This is a genomic window from Vibrio nigripulchritudo, from assembly GCF_027924785.1.
Classification (GTDB): domain Bacteria; phylum Pseudomonadota; class Gammaproteobacteria; order Enterobacterales; family Vibrionaceae; genus Vibrio; species Vibrio nigripulchritudo.
The window spans coordinates 42,595-65,452 of sequence record NZ_AP027051.1; the positions used below are offsets into that span (position 1 = coordinate 42,595).

Sequence of the window (22,858 nt, forward strand, 5' to 3'; positions counted from 1 at the left end):
ATACACTTTTATATCTATCAAAGAAAACAGATATGCTTTCAGGGAAAAGCCCTCGAAATGATGGCTATAATGTGCACTATATGTATTAGATAAACTGAGTAAAAGAACTCATAAAAATGTTCCAAGTACAATCTGTAATCTATACAGAGGCGCTTCTGTGTTAGATGGTGCCACGGGTAAGAATTCAGATAGTGAAGATTTTGGACAATTTCTTTTTAGAGTATGATCTTCTCCCACTTATCTATGCAAAAACTATTGGATCAGTACATGAACTACTAGTCCAATAATCCTAATAGCTCCATCAGCTAATTACAGCAGCCAGATTTTCTTTGTATTTCATATGCCCAGAAACTAAATCTGTAGTATTTTTATTATGAATTCCAGAGTCATTAATTACTTTTACTCCAATTGGCTCTTCTGATAAACCAACATTGGCAGCTTTATATAAATACTTAAGAACATCATCATTATTTGAATAGTAATTCCTTACATTACCTTCAACAGCCTTTAGGATATTTTCCCAGTCAGATTCTTTAGAACTGACTGCACCACCGAATAAATAAACATCCTTAATAAAATTTTCTGGTTTGCTCGACAAAGCTTCTAAACAATAATAAATCACACGACACCCCAAAGAATGCCCCATTAAAACATAACCATCATCATTTTTAGTTCTTGCAATAATGTCTGCAAGTAATATACCCGTCATTGATGCTTTAACCATAGATGTATGCCATGGGTTACCAATTAAATCAGTCAAAAATGATGCCCAACTCAATGGTCCAATTTTTTCAGCAGCTTTTTTTGTTGCTCGTTTAGCGGCTAGGATAAACGAATCCTCAATAGAGCTTCTTACAGCATTTACACCAATGTTTGCCATCATTCCGAGATCAAGCAAAGAACTTGATTCCCATGTAACCAAATAACAGGGGTTATTCGGATATTTATGCTCTATTCCTTTTAGCCAATCACTGGCACTTTGATTTTTTTGCGAAAGAAAACCATTAATAAAAATGATCGCAGATCCTTTACCTTCCCTAACTTGAACAATATTGAAATCTTCTATTGCACCGAAATAATTGTTACTTACAACAGCCCCTTTTGTTCCCCCTAAAGCACCACCAATTGCCGAAACAAATGCAACACCACCAGCCATCCCACCCGGACCAAGAGCAGCCAGAGATGCTGATGTCAAAGCAGCCCCACTCAAGCTGCTTATTGCAGTACCTGTTGATGCAGCACCAAGCAATCCTAAACTGCCTAGTGACGATGCAATAGCAGGAGCCGCAATGTAAGATAGCGGACCAAATACCGCAACTCCTGCGGCCATTCCACCCAAAATTTTGCCTCCGGCTGCAAAATTAATTTTTCTATTTTCAAATAAATATTTAAAGTCCGTGATACTCTCTAATTGTTCATTTAACGATGAGAAGCTTGCAATTATTCCATCGTGTTCAGCGCAACATTCACTAGCCCACGATTGACAGATATCACCTGTAAACCCTTTATCTTTTGGTTTATGAGGCTTATGTGTTGCCATATTTGAGCAAATTCTACATTGAACCGTATAGTTAAGACATTTGGAACACTGATATTCATTTCTAGTTAAATAATTACGTTCAACTAATCTGTGCTCAGATTTTTGAAAACACCAAGAACACCATTGATATTCACTCCTACTCATCGCAGCCTTTCACCTTTTAATACTTATTCCTAAACAACCTACGTAACATACTCACAACCGACTTACCCTTATCCACCCAAAGTTCTTCTTAGCAACACTTAGGGCACATCTCCGGTTCATCAAAGATCACACCACTTTTTAAATGAACAGACTTCGACCAATAACTTTGGTTATGATGGTTCTTCTAGGAAACACACTATAATCAACCAAACACATAATCAATAGTTATGGCAATGCGGTCAAGAACTAGCTATTTTTATATGTCTTAGGATATTGGTCGTAAGCAACAATGAGGCGCTTCTTTGTTAGAAAGTACCCATTTTCGAGTTTTTACATCAGAACACTGGTAAATCACGCTAGAAAATAGTGCGACTATTTACTAATAGCGGACTGCAAACCACTGATGCACGGAACCACCCGGATCTGCGCAAAAAAGCTTTTAAATAGATGCCACATTATGCAATATTATGTATATATGAAGGAAAATACTTATTGTAATTGAACAGAACCAAAATAGAGCGACTATCAGCTCTGAACAAATTGTATAATGTCCTGGTTATTGACTGGTATAGTTCTGGCTAACCAAGTTATGCGATTGCCATTACTCATCCACTGTACATCACCAGACTTTTACCTGGTGGGAACCAGCACAATAAACGGATTTCCCTTGTACTTGTTGATTATCCTGCTACCCATTTGCCGATCCTTAACCATACATACTTAGTGGTAAGGTATTTACACCGATTTATTTACACTCTTGTTAATACTATTGAAGTTAATAAATTGCAGCTTTTTAGTGTGCTTATCCCGCAATGAGCAAGTAAACGAAATTCTATGATTCTCAATCAATTTTTTACTGAGTACGACGATACACTTACACAAACTTTAAATACTGACCCACTAGGCATGACGATGATTTGGTCTCGTCTTGGTCAAGATATCTTTCATAATCGCGTAAGCTCAATTTCCAACGATGTGCGTAACTATACACTCAACCTTATACATCACTATGTCATCAAACAGGTTGTCGAAAGTCAGGCTGAATTGAGTCGCGGGTTGCAGACTATCTATGGTCATACTGACACACTTGCTTTTAAACAGGCCAGCTTGATTTTTTTAGAAAACGTTTTTGTATTTTCCATACTTCAAGCGGAAGAGTTGCAGCAAATTAATGTACAAACTCAGGGTATATTGGGAGCCTCAAAAGCGCGTCTACAGATGAGCTTGGGAGTGCCAACGCAACCGTTACGATTTACTAAAGAGCAATCCGGACAACTATTAGTGAGACAACTTACATTAGGTGTCAGTGGTCGTTACAAAACTCCCCTTAACGAAATGGCATTTTTTGATAAAGAGTACCGCTACCATCAGCCTAACAGTGTTCATCAGTGGGAAAAAACACAACAGTTTATTCAAGATAACAACGAGTTGAATCACTTGGTAATGGATTTAGTGCAGCTCTTACAAATGATCATCAAACAAGACAACAAGGTCCCACAAACTACATGGCAGGATATCCCTGAGAAAATCAAACTAGGCTATGCCAAGCACTTTGCAACTGCAGCCATAGTTGGCAAGCAGAGTAAAGCGTTTTGGCTTAGCGTTACTGAGCTTGACCAAAATGCTGCAGGTTCACTCTATAAATCCATAAACAGCAAACGTGATGAAATCTGCTCTGCTAAACCTTTTTTTGAGCTGGCAATCAAACTTCAGAGTGATCAATTTGAAAAACAGAAACTCGTCGATATTTGTCAAGTTGAGCCACTACTTGCGGAATGTGAACTGCTATTTACGCTACTAATGAGTCAACGAGTACAGTCTGAACAGGAAGTTCATCAACGTTACCTTGACTTAGATCGCAAGGTAAGCTCAATTATTCAACTCGCACGTGATTTGCAACAATATACTAACATCCAAGAGAAGTTTTCTGGTGTCGCTCGAAAACGCTATGACGCTTTGCTTGCGTTGGGACAACTTAAAGATTCTGATACTCAAGAAAATATGACAGCTTTGGTAGAAAAACTACTTAAGTATCATCGTGCAATCATGAATCAGCGAGGGCAGAGCCCATGGGTAGAGCGTGACACCCAAGGTAGTTACCGCTGCAATATCAAGTTACGAACGTCCGAGCGACGACCATATAAAACTTGGTTCCACCGTTACTATCTTGATCAATTCAGTCAGCTTATTCGTGGATTAGAGGGTAAAGCAAGTGACTAAACCATTTAAAATGGCTGAAGCTTTGAGTAAGCAACTGCAATTCCTAGGTCCACTCAAGCATGCTTGGTTCACCACTTTCAATCTCAATGTCGATTTTTTTGAACGACATGTGTTGTCAACGTTATTGCAGATGGATAAACCTCGGAGCCGAATTGATTTTGAGTTAATGCAACAAAAGCTCAATGGAACTATCAAAGAAGGACGCAAGACCCACTCGAAAATCATGTCAGGTATTGATGTCAAGGTGTTTGCGGATCAACGTATGTATGACGCGAGTGACTTAAAGCGTACCTCGATTGAAATCTATGGGATGAACCCAGCTCTGCTTGATGGTGGAAGAAAGAACATACTTGATAACAATTCATTATTTCACCCAAAGGTGATCTTTCTTCAGGATGAAGAGGAGCGAGCAATATTGGGAGCAGGAAGTGCTAACTTAACGCTGAATGGTTGGTCAACCAACCAAGAAGTGTTCTCCTTCCATATGATTGAATGCCTACACCAAGTTAAAGCTATTCGTGCCTTTTTTGAACCATTGTTTAAATTCCATAACATCGAGAAAACAATTCGTTTTCCAAGTAATTTAAGAGCTGAGATAAAACATTCAGACTGGCATTTTGTGCATACATTCATTAAAAATAGTGGTGATGATAGGTCTAAATCGTTGCTTACCCACATGCTTGAGGATTCACAAAGTCAAACAAAGGATTTAGTGGTCTGGTCGCCATATTTCTCTGAGGATTTGGCTGCATTCATTCAGCGTCTAAGGAGCACTAATAAGTCAGGTGAATTAAAACTGCATTTGATTCCTGATTTAGTAGAAAACAAACGGATTCGAACACGGTGGTCGTCAGATTTGTTACCTTTCATTACTGATGAGTCAGTACGTTTTTATCGCAATCCAATCACCAGAGATGAAAGAAGTGAGTTGTGTCATGCCAAGATTTGGATGAGCAAACATAAACTTGCTATAGGTTCTTGGAATTTCACTACATCAGGATCGAATATAGTTTTAGAAGGGAAAGATGTTGGTCAAGTAAACATTGAAGCTGGTGTAATCATTGAAAATCAACAGCCTCTTGAACAAGCTCTTAGATACCCGTTAGATATTAAAGAAGATAACTTCATGCAAGTCGCAGAGCTTAGTAATCATGCTCTTGAAGTACCTGTTCTTCTGCCTGTGGATGTTAGCGTAGTGTTCGATTGGCAAACATTGACATATCACATTAAGGCTAACAAGTTAGCTATTGAACTTGATTGGCAGGACATGGAACTACGCCTACCAGATATAGAAGACCCAGTGATCTTTTCGCAAGATGTAGAGCAGAGCCAAAGCACAATTGAACGGAAATTGGCACACGAGCCAAAAGCTTTGCTAACAAATCACGCTTATGAATTGGTGCTAAGTGACGCCCAAAGTTATCGTGGGTTCATCGTAGAGCACAATAGCATGATGCGACGTGTTGAACAGTTTGAATCTTTGGACGAAATCTTCAATAACCTTATTGACGGGCAAACATTACAAAACAACCCCAATGCTTCGTTACGAAGTGAAATTCTTGGTAATGATCATGACTGGTTAGTTGAACAAGAGGCAGGCTATCAAGCAGAGCAAGCTCCAACACCAACGCTAAGCTACTTCCGCATGTTTCAGGCGATGACTAGCTTCGAACAGCGTGTTCAGGCACTGAAGTCTGATCGCATGCTCGAGCAGTATGCGTTCGTTGTACCTGGTTGCTTAGTGGAGATTGGGGAAAAAATACGGCATGAACTTGCTGAAGACGCTAATGTGTTCAATTGGTATATGAAACAAGAATTTAATCTGTTGGTGGAGCAAGTAGAAAAGCAAGCGATGGACAGAAATCTAAAAGTGCGCTTAAGTGAGCTTTATTTCAAAGGTTCAGATAGAGTAAATCACGGCAAAGATCTACAAAAGAAAATCGGTAATGCCAAGTATCGCAAACTAATTAAAAGTAAATGCAAATATGTCTCTATCTGAGTGGGCGACTTTGACACCCGAAAAAGTGTCACAACAGATGAGTTTTGTTGAGGGTGACATGAATTGGCGTTATCAAGTTGATCAAAACGGCTCTATGGCAGCAAAACAAGCGGAAGGAGTCGCGTATCTTTGTCGATTGTTGCAACAACAACGCGTTGCGATATTGGCTGACGAAGTCGGTATGGGTAAAACCTTTCAAGCTATAGGCATTATTCGCTTACTACAGCAAATTAAATCGGATGCAAAAGTACTGGTAATCGCACCAAATAAAAACATCTGTAAACAATGGAAAGGTGAGTTTGGGGCTTTCGAACGAGACCATTGGCATGGAGACTCCACGACACCTCTTGTGCTGGCTAAGCCTGAATCAAAACTTGAAGCGATGGTATCGCGAGTAGGAGACCATGAACATCATGTTTATTTCACCACTATTCATGCACTGAGTACCCTAACTATAAACTCTGAAGGTGACGATAAAGCAGGTCTTGCACGTAATCAAGCAAGCATGCTTAAAGAACGAGTAATGGTTTATCTAGATCAACAAGGATTCGATCTATTAGTGATTGATGAAGCTCACTACTTACGGACGCGAGACGGTGGTTCACAAAAAGTGGCTGCGGCAAAAGCCTTTTTTGGCGAGAAAGAAGACGTGAAGCCACTAGCAAAGCGAGTATTGCTGATGACGGCAACGCCCACACACTCATCGGTCCATGATGTGGAGAATATCCTCCGTTATTTTGTTCCAGAAAGCGAATTGCAAGACAATCATACCCAAAGCTTTTTTGATGCATCAAAGTTACTCACTAAGTATGGTTTAAGACGCTTACGCCTTTTACAAGGTGTTGATGACGCTCACTATGCAAAGCAGCACTACCGTAAAGAACTCGCGCATGCAGTCTCATTTGCCGAAAATCAAGATGCGGAACTATTTTTTGGTCTTTATCAACGCCAATTAGTGAAACAGTTCCAAGCTAAGGCTTCTAATCGCCAGTTTCTTTATGGTTATCTTGAGGGCTTTGAATCTTTTGGTGAGCAAGATCTTCAAGTGACTCAAGTCTATAGTCAGCAACAAGATACTGAGTATGGAAAAGATGCATTCAGCAAAGCTCCTGATACTAAGTTACTGCACGACCTAAGCCAAGAATACTACCAGTGTTTTAATCAGTTTCCAGAGCACCCCAAATATAAAGCGTTGGTGGATCAATTTGTTCCAAACATGCTTGAACAAGATAAGCTCGATGACATCAAACGTCTTGTCTTTGTGCGCCGAATTCCTTCAGTTCGAGAGCTCACAAAGCGTGTGAATGTCCGCTATGATAACGTTCTAGGAGCTCAGATTTCGCAAGCACTTGAGCTAAATTCGATTGACCAAGAAAAATGGAAGCAAAGTCACTGGTGTCGGGCTTGGCTTAATCGTTACCTGCAAAAAACGGAAGAGTCTCAAGAACTGGAAATTGAGGACGATGAAGAGAATAGTGAACCTAGCAGCGATGATAACCATCTGCGCTCGCGCATTACTGAATTATTTGTGGTCAAAAAACGTGACCCGAATGAAATTGAAGAAACACGCAACACAGAATGCACTAATGTGAGTCTGCGCTTTAGAAAACCCGAAAGCATCTTCTCTATGTTTCTCGAGCCAGCGCTAGACTATATAGATCAGGATTACTACTATCACTTTGAACAGCAAGCAGGTGATCGCAAGCGAGCTATATATTCAACGGCTGCCCTGTATGAGCGTACTCAACGCCATCGCCTAGACAAAATCGCACCTAACAAAGAAGCGCAAGTTGAAGAGTCATTGCCAACAATCTGGAAGCATTTAGTTGCACAGTTAACTAAGCAAGATAAGGACAAAGTGAGACGTTGGAGTTCGGCAATGAAAGAGAACTTTGCAAACTACTTCAAAGCAGGAGTCTTGTTTGCAAGCCCGGTTATGGTGGAATTGTTTTGCTGGTTCTATAAATTCGATAACGACAGCAGCCTACACCATAGTGGAGGGAGTGCACTAGGTCGTTATTTAGACTTCATCCAATATTCGAAAAAGAAGTTACCAGACTCGATGCTGCTATGGTATTTCAAAGCAGCATTGGAAACATTTGAAGACGTCTGTAAAAAGATCGCTCGTGTGGAGTTAGAAGGGTACGTAAACGACTGGAGAGTACTTAAAGGACACACATCCCCAGCGGCTTTTGCCAGTGGTGAAACCTCGAACAGAGATAGCCTACAGTTGAGCTTTAATTCACCATTCTACCCAAATGTTTTAGTGGCTACTTCTGTCTTTCAGGAGGGGGTGAACCTACATTTGCAGTGTAATCACATTTATCACTATGGCATAGCAGGTAACCCTGGCGATCACGAGCAACGCGTTGGTCGATTAGATCGGCTTTTCAGCAAGGTAAATCGCCAATATCAAAACGGTCAACAAGGCGAGTTAAAAATTAGCTTTCCTTATTTAGAGCACTCGTTTGATGAAGATCAACTTGCTTCTTTCTTAGAACGCAAGATTCGAGCAGAAAGTAAACTCGACAAGTGTTTGCTAGACAGCAACGACTCTAAGGTAGGCACGGGAAAGGCGCAGCATTGGAAGCGTTATTTAAAACAACCGGAGTTGGGAGAAGGCAGTGGAGTGGCTGACCCATACCCCGCTAAGTTTGACTGAAGTTAAGGCTAAAGGTTTTATCATTTGATACCTCCAGCTAGCGGTACTCTTTATCTCTCTGTATTGATGTAACTATAGAGGAAGATAGACGGACTAATGCCAGATTACATGAAAAAGAAGCTTTTAGCCTTACAGGTAGAGATTAAAGCCTTTACCTGTAAGTTCATTAGTATCCATACCTCAACACCTCCATTCCCTTTTAAGCATCAATTACCCGCCTTAAAAACGCCTTTTCCATACAAGTTCTAATGCAAACTCGCTTAGTTTGATCGAAGCGCGAAAATGACTTCTGTCCAGAACCTTCACAGTTGGCATTTCGTAACTTAAAAGAGCCCCTTTTCTTGTTGGCGAAAGTAAATCCACTCACTCCCACACCGAGAGCTTTCCATAGATTTCCTAATGCCAATCGTGAGCTGCGTAGAAATACCATTTATTGTCGTATTTCTCATTCTCGCATTTGAAGTATTACATGATATCCTAGCAAAAACACTGGGTTACGTTATGGCTCAGTTTTCATTAGATATATGAAAAACCAAATGGAGTGTTTGAAGCCCCTGTTTGGGAGCGAGTCAATTGTTAAATTCCAAAGGAGTTCATCATCACTTCAATAATTTGTTGGAGAAACCAAGAAGAGTCCGATGTGATTTGGGCTGTAAGTGATTCTCGAGTTACTGGCAGTAATGGCAGCGTCATGACGGACAACTGCCCTAAGTTATTTAAAATCGATGTAAATGCATTTAGAAAGGATGATTATTTTAAAGTTAGACCAATCAGGTTGTTAAGCTTAGGTTTTGGATTTTCTGGTAGCACACTGATCGGTACTAATGTCAAAGAGATGTTGAGTGCCTTTCTTGGTAATCTCAATGAAGTTTCTTTCACAGATGCACCTGACTACCCCTTTGAACAGCGCATACCAACCTTGTTGCAAATTTCTGAACTAGCAAAAAGGATTGGGGAGCGTTACATCATGAGCTTGGGGCAATCATACCCAGCAAATGCTAGGTGTGAATTTTCAATATTTGGATATTGCAAACAATCATCATCACTTAAAGCATACAAACTATCAAACTCACCAACAAACCCGACCGAGCTAAATATAGAAGAAGCAAATATATCAAATGGTTCGTTCTTGATCATTGGTGATAGAAAACAAGAAATATCTGATCTAATCGAAGAGAAGAAATCCCAGTTTGAAGTAAACAGCTTAAACTGGTGGAGAGCACCTTTTATCACGCTTACAAATATCCTTCGCGATGAGCATGCAGCTACTATTGGTGGCTATCTACAATTTTGTATTTCTTCTTCCATTGATACAAGGATGTATTTTATATCGCCCTCAGAGGGAGTTGGAGCAAGTATCGTTGGGTTTGACCTATTTACAGAAGTTGGATTGATTGGCGGTTTTCTTCCGGGCATAAATGTAGGTATGTCAATGCCTGGTCCAGATGGCTGGAATTTAACAAGTGGTTCCAGGTGACGCCTACGGCGCACCTGAACCAAGCATTAGTTGCTAAAATGCTTCACTAAAGGAACAAGAATGAGTAGAGATTGGGAGTCAATTTTTTCAAGATGGGCGCAAGGGCCAAGTAAAACTGAGCAGGATCGAGCTGAAAACGCAGAACGCCAAATCAGGCAGGCAATTCAAAATAGCTCTAAGCTTCAAAGTCGAAATATAAAAGTAATTACTCAAGGTTCTTACAGAAATCGGGTAAATGTAAGAAAAGATAGTGACGTTGATATCGGTGTCATTTGTTATGATGCCTTTTTCCCAGAATATCCTGACGATAACGTCAAAGCAGAGTTGAATAAAAGCTTTAGCGATGGCACTTACACTTATTTGACTTTTAAAAATGAGCTTGAAGAAGCTCTAGTTGCTCGATTTGGTAGAGCTTCCGTATCTAGAGGTAGTAAGTCTTTCGACATTAAGGAAAACACTTATCGGGTAGAGTCAGACGTAGCAGCGTTCTTTGAACATAGAAGGTATATGTCTACCACTAGGTACTTATCAGGCGTAGAAATGCGGCCTGATGATGGCAAACCATTTATCGTACGAAATTGGCCAGAGCAACATTATGCTAATGGCGTATCAAAGAACGACGCTACATCCAGAAGATACAAGCGCGTTGTTCGGATTCTTAAAACGCTATCCAATGAAATGGCCGAGAATGGTATCAAGTCAGCCAAAGACGCTCCCAGCTTTTTGATCGAATGCTTAGTTTTTAATGCTTCAAACTCCTGCTTCAACTATTCAACATATAACCAAATGGTTCGTGCAGTTCTTGCTGAAACTTTTAACAATACAATTAATGATGAAAAATGTTCTGAATGGGGTGAAGTTAGTGAGCTTAAGTACTTATTTCGAGGCACACAGCCTTGGACGAGGCAGGGAGCGCATCAGTTCTTAAGCGATGCATGGGACTACATAGGTTACGAGTAATGCTAACTAGACTTCATATTTCATCATTTATTTGTCTCACGATCGCGGTTTGGTTACTTGCTCTCTGGGTTCAAGGTATGCCTGTACTCAGTGCGGACTTTGTAAAGCCATTTGGTACAGTAGTTGGTGTAATAACTCTGTTTGTAACCTTGTTTAACAAATACATGTGGTCATGGAAAATATTTAAAGGTTGGTATGTTAAAAGACCGGACTTGAGGGGGACGTGGAAAGTTGAGCTGAAAAGTAGCTGGATAGATCCTAATACTGGTGAAAGTGTTGCGCCAATCTATGGATATGCAGTCATCAGGCAATCGTTAACATCTCTTAGTTTGAGGTTGATGACAAAGGAATCTAGATCCGTGTTGGTGGCTCACAGTATAGAGCAGCAAGAAGATGAAGATCTGTTCAAGCTAGTTGGCGTTTATCGAAATGAACCCAAAATTGAATTACAAGGTGTAAGAAGTGAAATGCATCATGGCTCTTTCGCCCTAGAAATTCATGGTTCTCCAGTCGAAGAACTAGAAGGACATTATTGGACAGATAGAGCAACCAAAGGTGGAATGAAATTAGTTGGTCGTGTGGAAAAATTATATAGCACATACGAGCAAGCAGAGCGTGAAATCGGCAACTAACAGATATGAGCTATTATCCGGTCAACTGGCAATAGCGTTCTTTTGGCTGTGTCTGCTTCCAAGGCTCTCGGACAACAAAGTCGTCTGCTTCATTTTCCTAATCTGAAGTTATCCGAAGTTGACGCTTTAGAGCATAAGGTCTAACTGATTCCTGTCCAAAGGTGTTCCAGAGCCAATCACCGCAAACACACCTTTGCCCCAATAGGCGTTAGATTAAATGATCTTCAAAATCTAGAAGCGTGCATTTCCACGATTGAAACTTATCCGAAAGGATGTTACTCGGTTATTTGAAGAGGGCTTCTCAACTACAGACGTAACTTACAAAACTGGGTATAGAAGTTTGAATGTGTTTTGGCTGGTATACAATCAATTGTCCTCATCGCTGTATTAAGGAAACGCCCCTAACATCTTAATATAACGATCAAAAACTTTTCAGGTGTCATTCTAAACAATTGTATGCAACAAAGTGAAGTGCTACCATTGCTGCCGCCCTGTCGGTGTGTATGTTTACAAGCCTCCAAAGGAGGTGATTCTAATCATGAAGCGAATTATCGCTTACTTCCTTTGTGAAGTAGCTCTTTTTAAGGGCGTTAACGGTCTTAAAGTATTCCCGCAGGGCATTTATTCGGAGTACCTATGAATAAAGATAACATTTGGTGGACACGAAAAAACTGGATTAATGCCGAAAAAAGATTAAAGAGCATGGCTACATGGTCAAACCTAGCTCTTTTTTGGTATTCACTATGTGGCGTTTTTGCTTCAGTGCTAGTGCTCGGGGCGAAGCAACCGGATCTCACCTCAAAGCTTTTTATCTGCTTTTCTGTATTTGTTTTTTGTGCTTCTCTTTTATCCTCATTAGGACGTTATAGTGATAGAGCCACAAAAATAAAAAGTGGCTATATCCAGCTACACGCATTGTATTCAAAAGTTAAACACAAAGAATCTTTATCTGAAGACGATGAAGCAAGGTACACACGGATCCTTGATTCCTGCGAGAACCATTTTTGGTCTGACTTCATCAACTCAAAAGTAGAAGCTTATCTGAATACCAAAAATAAAAGTGAACTGACGATAGTCGCGACTAAACTGGACTTAGTCTTATATTTTGGGCTGCGTATTGTAAAAGCCATCATCATCGCAGCAATAATGTTAGCCCCTGTACTGCTAATCTATTTTTCTATTTTTTAAAGACGTGACTAATTGATGACTCCTTCGATATCCGACACCTTTACCTCAGAAAACCTAAGAGACATTTACTTAACACACTTTGCTCAGTCAAAAGTTACCGGTGTCGACTGTATTCAACCAAAGCATTTCTCCAAGGTACAAAGCCAAGAACTCCATACCATTGTCATTAAAGTTTATTTTGGTAATTATAATTTCACTAGATACAAAGAAAAATTGATATCTAAAGGGGCCAAAAAACATCCCAGACAAATTGCGATCCCCACCCTACGAGATCGAATTACTCTAAAAGCCCTCAATAATTATCTACAGAAAAACTTTGGGCAAAAGTTAAGTGTTCAGGTACCTCAGCAAGCAACTAGAGAAGTAAAACAAGCTCTTGATTCTGGACTTTACGAAACTGTAATAAAGATAGACATAAAAGACTTCTACCCTACTATTAATCATCAAAGTCTTTTGGAACAACTAGCAAAACTAGGTGCTGAAAGTGATGCAATAAAGTTAGTTCATGCTGCCATATCTACAGGGTTCAAGAAGAATCAAAGTAATATAATCGGTGTACCACAAGGCTTATCAATCTCAAATGTACTTGCTGAAATTTATATGATGGAGGTAGACAAGAAACTGAAAAAAGCTGACATCTTCTACAAAAGATACGTCGATGATGTCCTCATTTTTTGCAAAGAAAAAGATGCTCAAAAATTCTATAAAGATTTTGTTCTAGAGGCTACAAAGATAGGCTTGAATGTTCACGATCTAGAACAAAACTCGGACAAAACAACGATAACTCCTATAGATCAAGAGTTCTCTTATCTGGGATATGTATATAACCCAACAAAACATAAAGGCGAAGTGTCAGTTTCAGTAAGAGAAGCTAGTAAAAAGCGATTTCAAGATTCCATAGCCGCTCTTTTTACCTCTTATGCAAATGCGGGTAAACACCGCTCAAAAGCACTTCTATTCTGGAAACTAAATTTGAGAATAACAGGATGTATAGCAAGCAATAAATGTAAGGGATGGTTATTCTTTTTTTCTGAAATTGACGATATGAAAATGCTTTTTGAACTCGACAACATGATAAAGCATCTTTGCGTTAGAAATCGTGTGGATTATAGGAACGTTAAAAAGCTAACTAGAGCAATACATGAAGTCAAGCATCACAAATGGAAGAGTAACTACTTTCCAAACTTTGATTCATACAAAATCAAAAGTATGAAAGAAGTAGTTTCTCATGATATGGGAATTCCAGTCTATAAACTGAAGTTTTCAGACAATGACATTAAGGATCGATTTTGGTCCATCGTAACTAGAGAAGTTAAGTCAATGGAAACGGACATTTCAAGCTTCTCATAAGTAAATTTAGGGGGCGAAAAAAATTTTTACATCCACCTCATTGTTCAACTAAGACATATCCAATGAAAATATCCTTTTGCAGTAAAGTAGTACTTAGCCGAAACTAAAAAAAGAAAATACCTGAAAGGCAACCCAATAATAACCCTGCAGCAAATACCGACCATGCAGAAGAAGAGCTAGAGCATTGAGCTTTTACATAAAACTTTTGCTCCGGGTTGATTAAATACTCCTTCGCGTTCTGCGAGTAAAGTGTGTAGTCATGTGGAAACATCAGATACTCCTTTCGTAATCAAACAAAACAAGTATCCAGTGATTTTCAAGAAGTAATAATGACCAGTTAGAAAACTGCAGTTCCGCTTTTCTAAAAAGACAGGACGAAACCCGCCCAAGCTCCCTCTCTATTAGACTGACTTAGGCGCAATTTTCTCTCAACAGAAACAGGATCATGCGTGTTCATCAAACCAAAGCTTCTTCAATGACATCAGCCCCATACTGTCAGTTTCGGTACCCTGAATCGAATCTGAAATGTTGTAGGCGGTGGAGCAGCGCCAAAGTGGTGCAAACACGCCCTGTTGTATCAGCCAGTCTTCACAGCGATGAAGCTGGTCAGTGAACTCACGAACCTCGGAAACGGATCGCAACAGCTGGTCAACAATGCCCACTAACGTGGCTTGCTGCTCAGGCGACAAACATGCGTCAAAAGCATCGCTACATAAGATCCACTTATAGTAATTTAACGCGTAGTCATCCTGCGCAGCGTAGATCCCGATAGCGACATCAGCAAAATCACTGTCTTCATGAGAAAGCATGTCTATCTCCAGACCACACTCTCGCCAGTGTGCAATGAGGGAGAGATAATGCGACCTCTCAAGATCGGCACACCACACACGCACAGGACGATGCGGCTTCGTTCTGGTGTGACTATACAGATACATGCCTTTGTTCTGATGCAACCCCGACACGCAATTCGCAACAGGTGTCTGCGCCGAATCATGTTGAAGGCAATAGTCCCGAGCATGGTGCACCAACCAGGCTCTTTCATCGATGGGCAATATGTCATCCTTGTAAAGAAACTCCATAACTTCACACCCCATTGAGAGCTGCTCATTCACTGAAGCGGCGGGCACGGTCCTGGAATAACCGTGATGAACGATGTGAGCATCAACGGCATCGGAAGCAGTTTGAATGGTCCAGAACTCTATCGTGTCGATAAGAGCCCCCACCCCAAAATAATTAGGGTTCCTTACTAAATACCAGTGGGTATTGGGATAACAAGGTGAATATTTGGGACCTTCAGCTTGCTCAGAAGCCGCACTTTGCTCCGCCTCGTGAATGTGAGGGTCGACATCAAGTTGAAGCGGTCCGGTGCCGATTGGGAATGGGCTGCCATCAGGCTCAAGATATATTGAGGCATGAGTGTCTGCCAGCATTCTGAGGATCATGGGGTAGGCGAAGGTCATCTTCACCACAACCCACCCGCCTTGCGAATGGACGGACTGCACGTGACGATACAGAATTTGCTTCGGGTGAGGTCGCTCCATTAAGGCTTGCACACACTGAACCACATGATCGGGAGACAGCTTCTCTCCGTTATGAAAATGCACATCAGGGCGCAGTCTGAGCCACAATTCGTTACCACGAAACTCAAAATGATGCGCCAGATTAGGCATGACGCGATCGGATTCTTTGTCATAGCGGACCAAAGTGTCGAACAATCCTTCGATATGAGGTCGGGAAACGGGTCGGATGGCATGTAACGGATGCAGCTCTGGCAAGGTATAAGGCACCAGCATAACCAAGTGGTTTTTCTCAATGAGTGCTTCCTGGGCATCGTACAACCATTGAGGTAAGTGTTTACGAAAGGTACTGGAATAGCCAAATTGCTCAGCGTATCGTGACGCTTCCGTCAGCTGTCCTTTTCGACAGTGCATTTCTAACATCCCCAACAAGGCCGAATCAAAACTGATTTGAATTTCGAGTGTGGATTTGTTGCCCCTGCCCCGCCCTGGCTGCCATGTGAGCCACCCGAGGGAAGCCAGAGTTTTGACCAGCTTAGCCACGTTGCGATCGGAACAAACCAACTGCTGCGCCAGAGTCTGAACATCAACGGAGCACGGTGTCTTTATCGGATACAGAGCGCAAAGCTGTTTTAGACGCTGCAGATGAATCTGGTTAATAAAAGATGAACTTGATTTGTTTAACATGTCATGAATACTTTTTGGCAGTTGATGGATACTGAGGTTTGAACCCAACCTGCCTGATGATTCTTAGGTGTTCGTAGTTTTTATAATAGACGTTGGCGCGTTTTAGTGAAGCCTGAGAATGCGGCGGCTGTCAACCTGAACATGGTGCGTTGTTTTGGCACTGACCTTGATGAAAACAGGATCTGAGGTCTGAATGACCAACCTTCAGCGTCATTCCACGGTGGCATCGAAATGGGGTCAAGCCAGTGAGAACCACGAAGAGTTTTCACCGATGACAAACCCAAACCGTTGCTGAGATTCTCACTCGACGGGCTGGTTATACGTGGGAGCAGGGAGAAGTCTCGATTCGCCTGCCTGAGCTCATATGATTAAGCGGTGGTGGTTCAGGTTTGTATTGATAAGTCCAGACGATAAACTGACAGGAGACTGTAAATCGAAAACGAGAAATGCTCGGAGAGTTCATGAAGTTTTATCAGGCAGAAACCTATCAGGGAAATTGTGAATCATTATTCCTCCAGTACAAACCTAAGATACAGGAACGACTCCCAGACGCCGTCATTGAACACGTTGGCGCTTCCTCCATTCCTGGAACCATATCGAAAGGAGACCTGGACATCTTCGTCGGAGTAGAGCCCCAAAGACTGGAGAAAGCCGTCGAAATACTGAGTTCACTCGGATTTCAGGAGAAAGCCGACACATTGAGGACCAGTGAACTTTGCATGTTGGAAACCACGGCAAAAGAGGATGTGGCCATTCAAGTCGTCGCGAAAGGCTCAGCATTTGAGTTCTTTTTGCATTTTCGCGACAGACTGCGTTCAGATGTGTCTTTGGTTAAGCAATACAATGAACTGAAAGTGTCCTGTGAGGGCGAGTCTCAGAAAGTATATCGAGCAAAGAAATCGGCTTTTATTGAACGAGTACTATCCATGCCATAAAGCCACGCCTTATGAGTGATCGTGGTCCCTAATCCAACCTATGTGACAACATGCATTTTGTAGCTCAACGTACAATGACGAAAATAGGTGAAAGACAGCATCGCAACAGAGAAAATGGTGCAGAAGGCATTAATGCCCTCAAAGCGCGCAGCGAAATCATCAAAGAGTTGAAGATGAGCGCCCTTTGACTGGCAATATCGAGCGCAAGATTAGAGTATGTCGCGCCCCTGACTGGCGATGTGTCTGTGAGTAAAGAGAAAAATTCTAGGAGCGGTATTTACTATGTCTTTTAAGTTACTGTTTTGGTCTCTGTTTGTGCTGCATTTTGCAAGTTCAGCGTCTTCCCTAACAATGGAGGAAAGCTTAGAACAAGACTTAGAGTCAGCCTACGAGGCATTAGACGTCAAATACGGCCAGTGCAGAGAGCAGAGAAAAGAGCGTTTCACTGCAGACGAAGTGCATAACGAATGGCTGTTCAGTCTGGACAAAGACCTCGTTGGCACTGCCGTTTATGTGCTCAGTAACATGGCATTTCAACGCTGCGTGGCGGCAGAAGAAGGCGTATACAACACCGCTCTGATCGCTTATGTTGCCGATGGTGGAGACAAAAAAGTACTGGATGACTGGCTCAGACTAAAACGCCTGTATCGAGACGACGACTTAAAGAATAGGTTGAGTCAACTTGATTTCAATACACTGAAAAAGCTGTCAACAACTGCCCCTTTTGACCAACCTTTTAATGGGCTGACGGTGATCGAGCTGATAAAAGGTCCCACTGAGTGACCAAGCTCTGGCATCCAAACGTTGGAAACAACACGTTATCTGAGATGAGCCGTTCACACTCATCAAGCCCTCCTTATCTCACCTAACGGAGTGAGATAAGGGCATCAGAAAGCCGCAAGCGAAGAAGACATTCAAACCCAAAGGACCCCTTTTTAACCGTCGCATTGCATCGCTCATCGCAATGCCGTCAGCAATACGATTTTGATCGCCCTGCTTAACATCGACAAGGTCGAAAACCACTGCTGTCATCCAACCTTCATTTATACATTGAATACGTTTTGTGGCATCGTATCGTTGCCAGATAATACGTTTCCCCAGAAAGTCGCCATGGTCTGGCAACGATTTGGGGCAGCAAACTACGCGCCTTAATAGCCAAGGTTTCATGCCTTTCTGAGTCCTCGGTCCTTCTTAAGGGCGCCGTCTTTTCAGACCCAGAAGGATCCTTTGTGAATGGCATAACATACTCATGGCTCTGTCTCTCGGTATTGGCATTTGGCATTGCGCACGCTGCCATTCCAGAGACATGGACTGCCGCGAAAAACATGGCAGACGATGCCATCTACAACCAACAGCGAACCACACTCTATTGCGGTTGCTCATACCATTCGGACAATGACAGTGATGGCTCCGGCGACATTGACGGGGTTAAGTGCGGTCTGGCGGGTGTATCAAAATGGAAAAAATACCGCGATGAAATTCAGTGGGAACACATCGTGCCAGCTGCGCTCATGCCTGTAGGTTCATTCAGTTGCTGGACAAACAAGGCACTTTTTCCACAGTGTGCTTCAGTGTCTTCAGGACGCAAATGTTGTGAAAGCATCAGCCTGAGTGGCAAGGCTATGATGTTCGACCTGCACAATCTTGCGCCGTCTGCAGCTCAGTTAAACCAGTACCGCAGAGACAATCTATACGGAGAGGTCTCTGAGGAAGACGCCTACGAGGGGTTCGGTGAACGATGTAACGCCAAGGACGCTGGTGAAGTTTTCGAACCACCGACGTGTAAGAAAGGTGACGTCGCACGAGTATGGTTCTATATGGAGATGTCACATGGCGTCAACATCAGCGATGAGCAGCGGCTCATGTTTCAACGCTGGAGTGAAGCCGATCCGGTCAGTCCCTGGGAGAGTATGAGGAACGCCCTCATTAAAGAAAAGCAGGGCAATTCAAATCCTTTTGTAGAGGAGATCACCCCAGACCCCAGTGGAGCCTGTACATGGGAATGACCTCTATGAAGCCATTTTTTAGGAAGATAAGCATGAGCTTTCATCTGGGTACAGCACTCAACATTCGTTGATCGATCATATGATTGTTGGACGACTTTCTCTCTTTTCAACGTTCGGAAAAGGTAGCTGGCGGTGTGGAGTAAGTGAGCTCAAATGGACCATGACCTGAAGTAAAACAATCGGTCACCAAATTACCGAAGGGATTGAGCGGGTTTTATTTCCAGTGAATGAGGGCTTAGGAAATGAAGTCAATGCAACCACTTTTATCACGATCCCCCTGCAGAGCAGGGGCGTCTTTTAATAAGGAAGTGACTTACAGGATAGCTGCAAGATCGGCGCTCACAACCAATCGTTTTTCCCTGACTTCCGCTCTCAGGTATGGTTTCCATGTCGGAATGTCATCCAAGGCTTCAATCGTTCTGACAATACTTCCGCGTCTTTTAGGTCCGAAAATCACATAAACGGGCACAACCCGACCATGCTGAACGGAATGCCATACCAAACCATCGATGTCGGGGTATTGGTCGTAAATGCTTTTTGCAAGCGTTCTGGCAGCATCAAGACTCTTTAATTGACTCGCCTGAAACAGCTCATCATGGCTTTTGTCCCAGAATTCATCCTCTCCTCCCAACAAATAGTTTTCCCGGCAGTCGGCTAAGGTCAATGCGTCTTCAAACACAACGGTTGCCACTTCCAGTGCCACAAATTCGTTTTTGGATAAAGCTTTTATGGCTGAGTTACCGACCGGACGCAGCACGAACTCATAGTAGGCGGTCTCTTTCATGGGAGCCAGATAGAGCGCAGGAACCGGAGACCCGCTCTGGTCTCGAAACGGCGCAAATCGCCCAGCAACCGCAACGCCATCTTCGTACAAAGCTCGGATATCACTCAACCATTCAAGTTCGAGATAAGGGTTCGGATCAAGCGCCTCATACGCTCGCTCTCCCTCAGATGAAAACACCTTGCTCAGTGCTCGATACAATTGGGTACCAGCCGGTATGGTCAGCGTCGGAGCCTCCTGAGTAACGCTCATTCTTCGCCCTCACCCGCGCGAACATAATTCAAATCCCTCAAAGTACTTTCGGATTTAAACAGCCCGGCTAGGTACAGTAAATCACTCGTTCGACCAGGATCGCCAATAGCGTCTGCTGGCGTGCAACCCAGGTCTTCATTTTCGGTAGTAAACCATGAATAGACTCCCCAATCATGCACCCCTTTCAGGATGTTGATCAGTTTGGGCATTACCTCCCACGAGCCAAAGCCCTGGGCTCCAGGCTTGAACTGGAACGCAGGTATCTGAGCAGTCTTAGAATCACCAAAATAGAAGACCAGGATATTGCCCTGCTCTCTGGCAGTATTGATCACTCGAGAAGGGTTTTTGCTGTTCATCTCCCCCATTAGGACTGCAGCCTGTTTGGGGGTCAACAGTGGATAGTCTTCAATCCGCTCTTCGATGTCATTCAAAGACTGAGCAATGTCGAATTGTGTCTGATCGGAATTATGAGGTTTTATCGCCTCTTTAAACTGCATGAACTCCTGACCGGCTTTTTGTTCCAGTTCATCAAGCAGCCATCCAACATCACCTTGCTGCAGATGATGCGCAAGCATCCTGTTCATTCGGCTCAGGTGAGAATCAACGTTGGTGTACTGACCCGTTAGGCGAGAGAGATTCATCGACGTAACAGAGAGTCTGCCCGAAGACAGTTGAAGAAGATCATCAGTCTGTGGTTCATGAAGCTCATCACCTGAAGCGTCCATCTCCGCCAAAGCGACTCTCAAAAAATCGATGCTGCTGGTATAGGGACCCAGTTCACCTGAAGCGTGTCGCTCCTGACCCGCCACGCCCAGTACCATGGGGTCAGTTGCAGGCTCTCCGGGCTCATGGATGATGGCCCCTTTACTGTTGAGACCGTGCTTATGCAACAATTTAGGATCGAGAAGCATGCTGACCAGCAGACCCTTGTCTTCAGATTCATCGCGTTCTTTATCGTACATAACCATTACCGCCCTACAAGGAGTGTTTGTATAGTTGTAAATACTAGCACTATGATTACATTTATACAAACACCCTGGTTTTACGCCCTCTGATTTTCAGCAGCGTTGACTGAAAGAGCTCGCCCCCTGACAGGGTTGTTTACTCATATCATTGGTATAGAAAGACAATCAAAACAGCGACATGCTTCTCTCTTGCTTAAACAGAGTATTGATTCTGTGTCGATGCTGCGGCGTGTCGTTGTTAGCAGACACGAATTGGGTCAGTTGCCACTTTTGTGTGCTAATGGCCTGCTTTACGGTGGGCGTCACCCAGGGAGCATAAACGCGAATCGCACGCTTTCCTTCTTTCTGCCCTGCAGTAAACACGCGCTTTTTCACCAGCATGTCTTTACTGAAGATAAAGAAGCCCTGATGTTGGAGATCATGGACTGCGACAACAACAAAATCCACATCATCCTCCTCTTCAAATGGCGCGATTTCCGCCCCTTCATGCTCTCGTTTCCAAATCGTGACAAACTGCCCGACTTTTTTGGGCGTGGTTTTCGCTTGTCTAAACAAACATGTTTTCTGACCCAAATTGAATTGCAGTGCACCATATTCCTCGCTCTCTTTGTCCATCAGAACATGACTGACACTTAAATTGTCATCTAAAAGAGGCAATATTTGGCTGGAAAAGTCTTCAAATGACTTGGGAATAGCATCCATCGCAGGATTTTCAGGCCATGCTACTGGCTCATCCAATACGAATTCTGACGGTTCCATTCTTTCTCCTTTATAGTATTTGTAACAGTCCCTTTTGGGCGATGTAATGTTCATTCGGATAACCTAAAGCTTGATTCACAAACCTTACGCCATTGATTTCTGTCGTTTGATTGACATGACTGTGCCCGTATACATGGACATCAGGACGGAGTGTTGCCACTTGCTCTCCCAATATCTTTGATCCCAGAACAGGGTGTAAAAAATCAAACTTTCTAGGAATAATCGTTGGAAGCACCTTAATTGAAGGGACAAAGTGAGACATTGATACGACTTTACTTTTTCGTTCAGTGTCACGAATATCCAAAAATCTTTCGTTTAATTCACTAAAATACTTAGCGATCGACACATCATTGTACTCTTGCGGCCAGCGAACACGTTGGTAATCGACCCAACTATTGCGCAGTTCTTGTCCTGGGCGACCGAATGTATAGTCGTACCAACTAAACAATGGCACAAAATGAATGCCCTCAATAACCTCTGGTGACGTTTGTAAACCGGAGTTTCGCGCCATTTCGAGTACATGATAAAACTTATCTAGTGAGCACTCTATGCGTTTGGGGACAGTCCATAAGTCATGATTTCCTGGGGTGTAGAAAACGGCCCGAAAACGAGACCGCAGGATATCCATCGTATCCTGCAATAACCTCAAGTCATCACTGATGTCTCCCGCAATCAGCAAAACATCCTCTTGAAACTCTGCCTTCGATAGATTGCCCACCCAGGAAAAGTTTCTTTGATAGTCAACGTGCAAATCTGATATAGCAAAAACTCTCATGTTTTCAGA

The 22,858-nt window shown here is 42.6% G+C and carries 19 protein-coding genes; 12 read left to right on the top strand and 7 right to left on the bottom strand.

The features are described 5' to 3' along the window. Nucleotides 1-301: 301 nt before the first annotated feature. A complete protein-coding gene (locus QMG91_RS28345; RefSeq protein ID WP_281833070.1) occupies nt 302-1,684 on the bottom strand; it encodes a DUF726 domain-containing protein in 1,383 nt (460 codons plus the stop codon). An 834-nt stretch (nt 1,685-2,518) separates the two neighbouring features. On the opposite strand from QMG91_RS28345, the gene QMG91_RS28350 reads away from it, so the two are divergent. From QMG91_RS28350 to QMG91_RS28385, 8 genes are all read left to right on the top strand, one after another. Next, complete coding sequence (locus QMG91_RS28350; protein ID WP_281833072.1) at nt 2,519-3,904, top strand: hypothetical protein; 1,386 nt, start codon at nt 2,519-2,521, stop codon at nt 3,902-3,904. Then, the gene (locus QMG91_RS28355; protein ID WP_281833074.1) at nt 3,897-5,903 is read left to right on the top strand and encodes a phospholipase D-like domain-containing protein; all 2,007 of its coding nucleotides are present in this window, start codon (nt 3,897-3,899) and stop codon (nt 5,901-5,903) included. The genes QMG91_RS28350 and QMG91_RS28355 overlap by 8 nt, the downstream gene beginning before the upstream one ends. 37 nt (nt 5,904-5,940) lie before the next feature. Beyond that, the gene (locus QMG91_RS28360) at nt 5,941-8,565 is read left to right on the top strand and encodes a DEAD/DEAH box helicase (protein WP_281833076.1); all 2,625 of its coding nucleotides are present in this window, start codon (nt 5,941-5,943) and stop codon (nt 8,563-8,565) included. Nucleotides 8,566-9,205: 640 nt separating this feature from the next. Then, nucleotides 9,206-10,042, top strand: a complete 837-nt coding sequence (locus QMG91_RS28365) for a hypothetical protein (protein WP_139126532.1) — start codon at nt 9,206-9,208, stop codon at nt 10,040-10,042. Nucleotides 10,043-10,102: 60 nt separating this feature from the next. Further along, complete coding sequence (locus QMG91_RS28370) at nt 10,103-11,002, top strand: nucleotidyltransferase domain-containing protein (protein WP_281833080.1); 900 nt, start codon at nt 10,103-10,105, stop codon at nt 11,000-11,002. Continuing rightward, nucleotides 11,002-11,634, top strand: coding sequence for a Cap15 family cyclic dinucleotide receptor domain-containing protein (locus QMG91_RS28375; protein WP_050910051.1), 633 nt, complete (start codon nt 11,002-11,004; stop codon nt 11,632-11,634). The genes QMG91_RS28370 and QMG91_RS28375 overlap by 1 nt, the downstream gene beginning before the upstream one ends. Nucleotides 11,635-12,270: 636 nt before the next feature. Beyond that, a complete protein-coding gene (locus QMG91_RS28380) occupies nt 12,271-12,822 on the top strand; it encodes an SLATT domain-containing protein (RefSeq protein WP_281833086.1) in 552 nt (183 codons plus the stop codon). A gap of 15 nt (nt 12,823-12,837) precedes the next feature. Further along, nucleotides 12,838-14,172 (top strand): reverse transcriptase domain-containing protein, encoded by a 1,335-nt coding sequence (locus QMG91_RS28385; protein WP_281833089.1) that lies wholly within the window; start codon nt 12,838-12,840, stop codon nt 14,170-14,172. Nucleotides 14,173-14,615: 443 nt separating this feature from the next. Here QMG91_RS28385 and QMG91_RS28390 read toward each other — a convergent pair whose 3' ends face one another. Further along, complete coding sequence (locus tag QMG91_RS28390; RefSeq protein ID WP_281870379.1) at nt 14,616-16,376, bottom strand: SgrR family transcriptional regulator; 1,761 nt, start codon at nt 16,374-16,376, stop codon at nt 14,616-14,618. Nucleotides 16,377-16,837: 461 nt separating this feature from the next. Here QMG91_RS28390 and QMG91_RS28395 point away from each other — a divergent pair, with 461 nt between their 5' ends. The 3 genes from QMG91_RS28395 to QMG91_RS28405 all read left to right on the top strand — a co-directional run bounded on the left by QMG91_RS28395 (nt 16,838) and on the right by QMG91_RS28405 (nt 18,094). Next, nucleotides 16,838-17,311 (top strand): GrpB family protein, encoded by a 474-nt coding sequence (locus tag QMG91_RS28395; protein WP_281833095.1) that lies wholly within the window; start codon nt 16,838-16,840, stop codon nt 17,309-17,311. Nucleotides 17,312-17,361: 50 nt separating this feature from the next. Next, on the top strand, nt 17,362-17,499 hold the full coding sequence (locus QMG91_RS28400; RefSeq protein WP_281833097.1) for a hypothetical protein: 138 nt from the start codon (nt 17,362-17,364) through the stop codon (nt 17,497-17,499). A gap of 94 nt (nt 17,500-17,593) precedes the next feature. Continuing rightward, nucleotides 17,594-18,094, top strand: a complete 501-nt coding sequence (locus QMG91_RS28405) for a hypothetical protein (RefSeq protein ID WP_281833101.1) — start codon at nt 17,594-17,596, stop codon at nt 18,092-18,094. Nucleotides 18,095-18,172: 78 nt separating this feature from the next. Here QMG91_RS28405 and QMG91_RS28410 read toward each other — a convergent pair whose 3' ends face one another. Then, a complete protein-coding gene (locus QMG91_RS28410; RefSeq protein WP_281833103.1) occupies nt 18,173-18,478 on the bottom strand; it encodes a hypothetical protein in 306 nt (101 codons plus the stop codon). 62 nt (nt 18,479-18,540) lie between these two features. On the opposite strand from QMG91_RS28410, the gene QMG91_RS28415 reads away from it, so the two are divergent. Next, complete coding sequence (locus QMG91_RS28415) at nt 18,541-19,317, top strand: endonuclease (RefSeq protein ID WP_281833105.1); 777 nt, start codon at nt 18,541-18,543, stop codon at nt 19,315-19,317. 313 nt (nt 19,318-19,630) lie between these two features. Here QMG91_RS28415 and QMG91_RS28420 read toward each other — a convergent pair whose 3' ends face one another. From QMG91_RS28420 to QMG91_RS28435, 4 genes are all read right to left on the bottom strand, one after another. After that, the gene (locus QMG91_RS28420) at nt 19,631-20,350 is read right to left on the bottom strand and encodes an RES domain-containing protein (protein WP_013610241.1); all 720 of its coding nucleotides are present in this window, start codon (nt 20,348-20,350) and stop codon (nt 19,631-19,633) included. Next, nucleotides 20,347-21,312 carry a hypothetical protein gene (locus tag QMG91_RS28425; RefSeq protein ID WP_049545074.1) on the bottom strand — a complete coding sequence of 322 codons (966 nt, stop codon included), beginning with the start codon at nt 21,310-21,312 and terminating at the stop codon, nt 20,347-20,349. Before QMG91_RS28425 ends, QMG91_RS28420 begins: the two co-directional genes overlap by 4 nt. Before the next feature lie 168 nt (nt 21,313-21,480). Next, nucleotides 21,481-22,074 carry a MepB family protein gene (locus QMG91_RS28430; protein ID WP_051746566.1) on the bottom strand — a complete coding sequence of 198 codons (594 nt, stop codon included), beginning with the start codon at nt 22,072-22,074 and terminating at the stop codon, nt 21,481-21,483. A 10-nt stretch (nt 22,075-22,084) separates the two neighbouring features. Continuing rightward, entirely contained in the window at nt 22,085-22,849 is a 765-nt protein-coding gene (locus tag QMG91_RS28435) for a metallophosphoesterase (protein ID WP_281833110.1), read from the bottom strand. Between the last annotated feature and the right edge of the window lie 9 nt (nt 22,850-22,858).

What these genes read in the sequence shown, in the direction of transcription:
- QMG91_RS28345 (WP_281833070.1), bottom strand. Translation starts at nt 1,684, where the DNA reads ATGAGTAGGAGTGAATATCAATGGTGTTCTTGGTGTTTTCAAAAATCT.
- QMG91_RS28350 (WP_281833072.1), top strand. Translation starts at nt 2,519, where the DNA reads ATGATTCTCAATCAATTTTTTACTGAGTACGACGATACACTTACACAA.
- QMG91_RS28360 (WP_281833076.1), top strand. Translation starts at nt 5,941, where the DNA reads ATGAGTTTTGTTGAGGGTGACATGAATTGGCGTTATCAAGTTGATCAA.
- QMG91_RS28370 (WP_281833080.1), top strand. Translation starts at nt 10,103, where the DNA reads ATGAGTAGAGATTGGGAGTCAATTTTTTCAAGATGGGCGCAAGGGCCA.
- QMG91_RS28375 (WP_050910051.1), top strand. Translation starts at nt 11,002, where the DNA reads ATGCTAACTAGACTTCATATTTCATCATTTATTTGTCTCACGATCGCG.
- QMG91_RS28380 (WP_281833086.1), top strand. Translation starts at nt 12,271, where the DNA reads ATGAATAAAGATAACATTTGGTGGACACGAAAAAACTGGATTAATGCC.
- QMG91_RS28385 (WP_281833089.1), top strand. Translation starts at nt 12,838, where the DNA reads ATGACTCCTTCGATATCCGACACCTTTACCTCAGAAAACCTAAGAGAC.
- QMG91_RS28390 (WP_281870379.1), bottom strand. Translation starts at nt 16,376, where the DNA reads ATGTTAAACAAATCAAGTTCATCTTTTATTAACCAGATTCATCTGCAG.
- QMG91_RS28395 (WP_281833095.1), top strand. Translation starts at nt 16,838, where the DNA reads ATGAAGTTTTATCAGGCAGAAACCTATCAGGGAAATTGTGAATCATTA.
- QMG91_RS28400 (WP_281833097.1), top strand. Translation starts at nt 17,362, where the DNA reads ATGCATTTTGTAGCTCAACGTACAATGACGAAAATAGGTGAAAGACAG.
- QMG91_RS28405 (WP_281833101.1), top strand. Translation starts at nt 17,594, where the DNA reads ATGTCTTTTAAGTTACTGTTTTGGTCTCTGTTTGTGCTGCATTTTGCA.
- QMG91_RS28410 (WP_281833103.1), bottom strand. Translation starts at nt 18,478, where the DNA reads ATGAAACCTTGGCTATTAAGGCGCGTAGTTTGCTGCCCCAAATCGTTG.
- QMG91_RS28420 (WP_013610241.1), bottom strand. Translation starts at nt 20,350, where the DNA reads ATGAGCGTTACTCAGGAGGCTCCGACGCTGACCATACCGGCTGGTACC.
- QMG91_RS28425 (WP_049545074.1), bottom strand. Translation starts at nt 21,312, where the DNA reads ATGTACGATAAAGAACGCGATGAATCTGAAGACAAGGGTCTGCTGGTC.
- QMG91_RS28430 (WP_051746566.1), bottom strand. Translation starts at nt 22,074, where the DNA reads ATGGAACCGTCAGAATTCGTATTGGATGAGCCAGTAGCATGGCCTGAA.
- QMG91_RS28435 (WP_281833110.1), bottom strand. Translation starts at nt 22,849, where the DNA reads ATGAGAGTTTTTGCTATATCAGATTTGCACGTTGACTATCAAAGAAAC.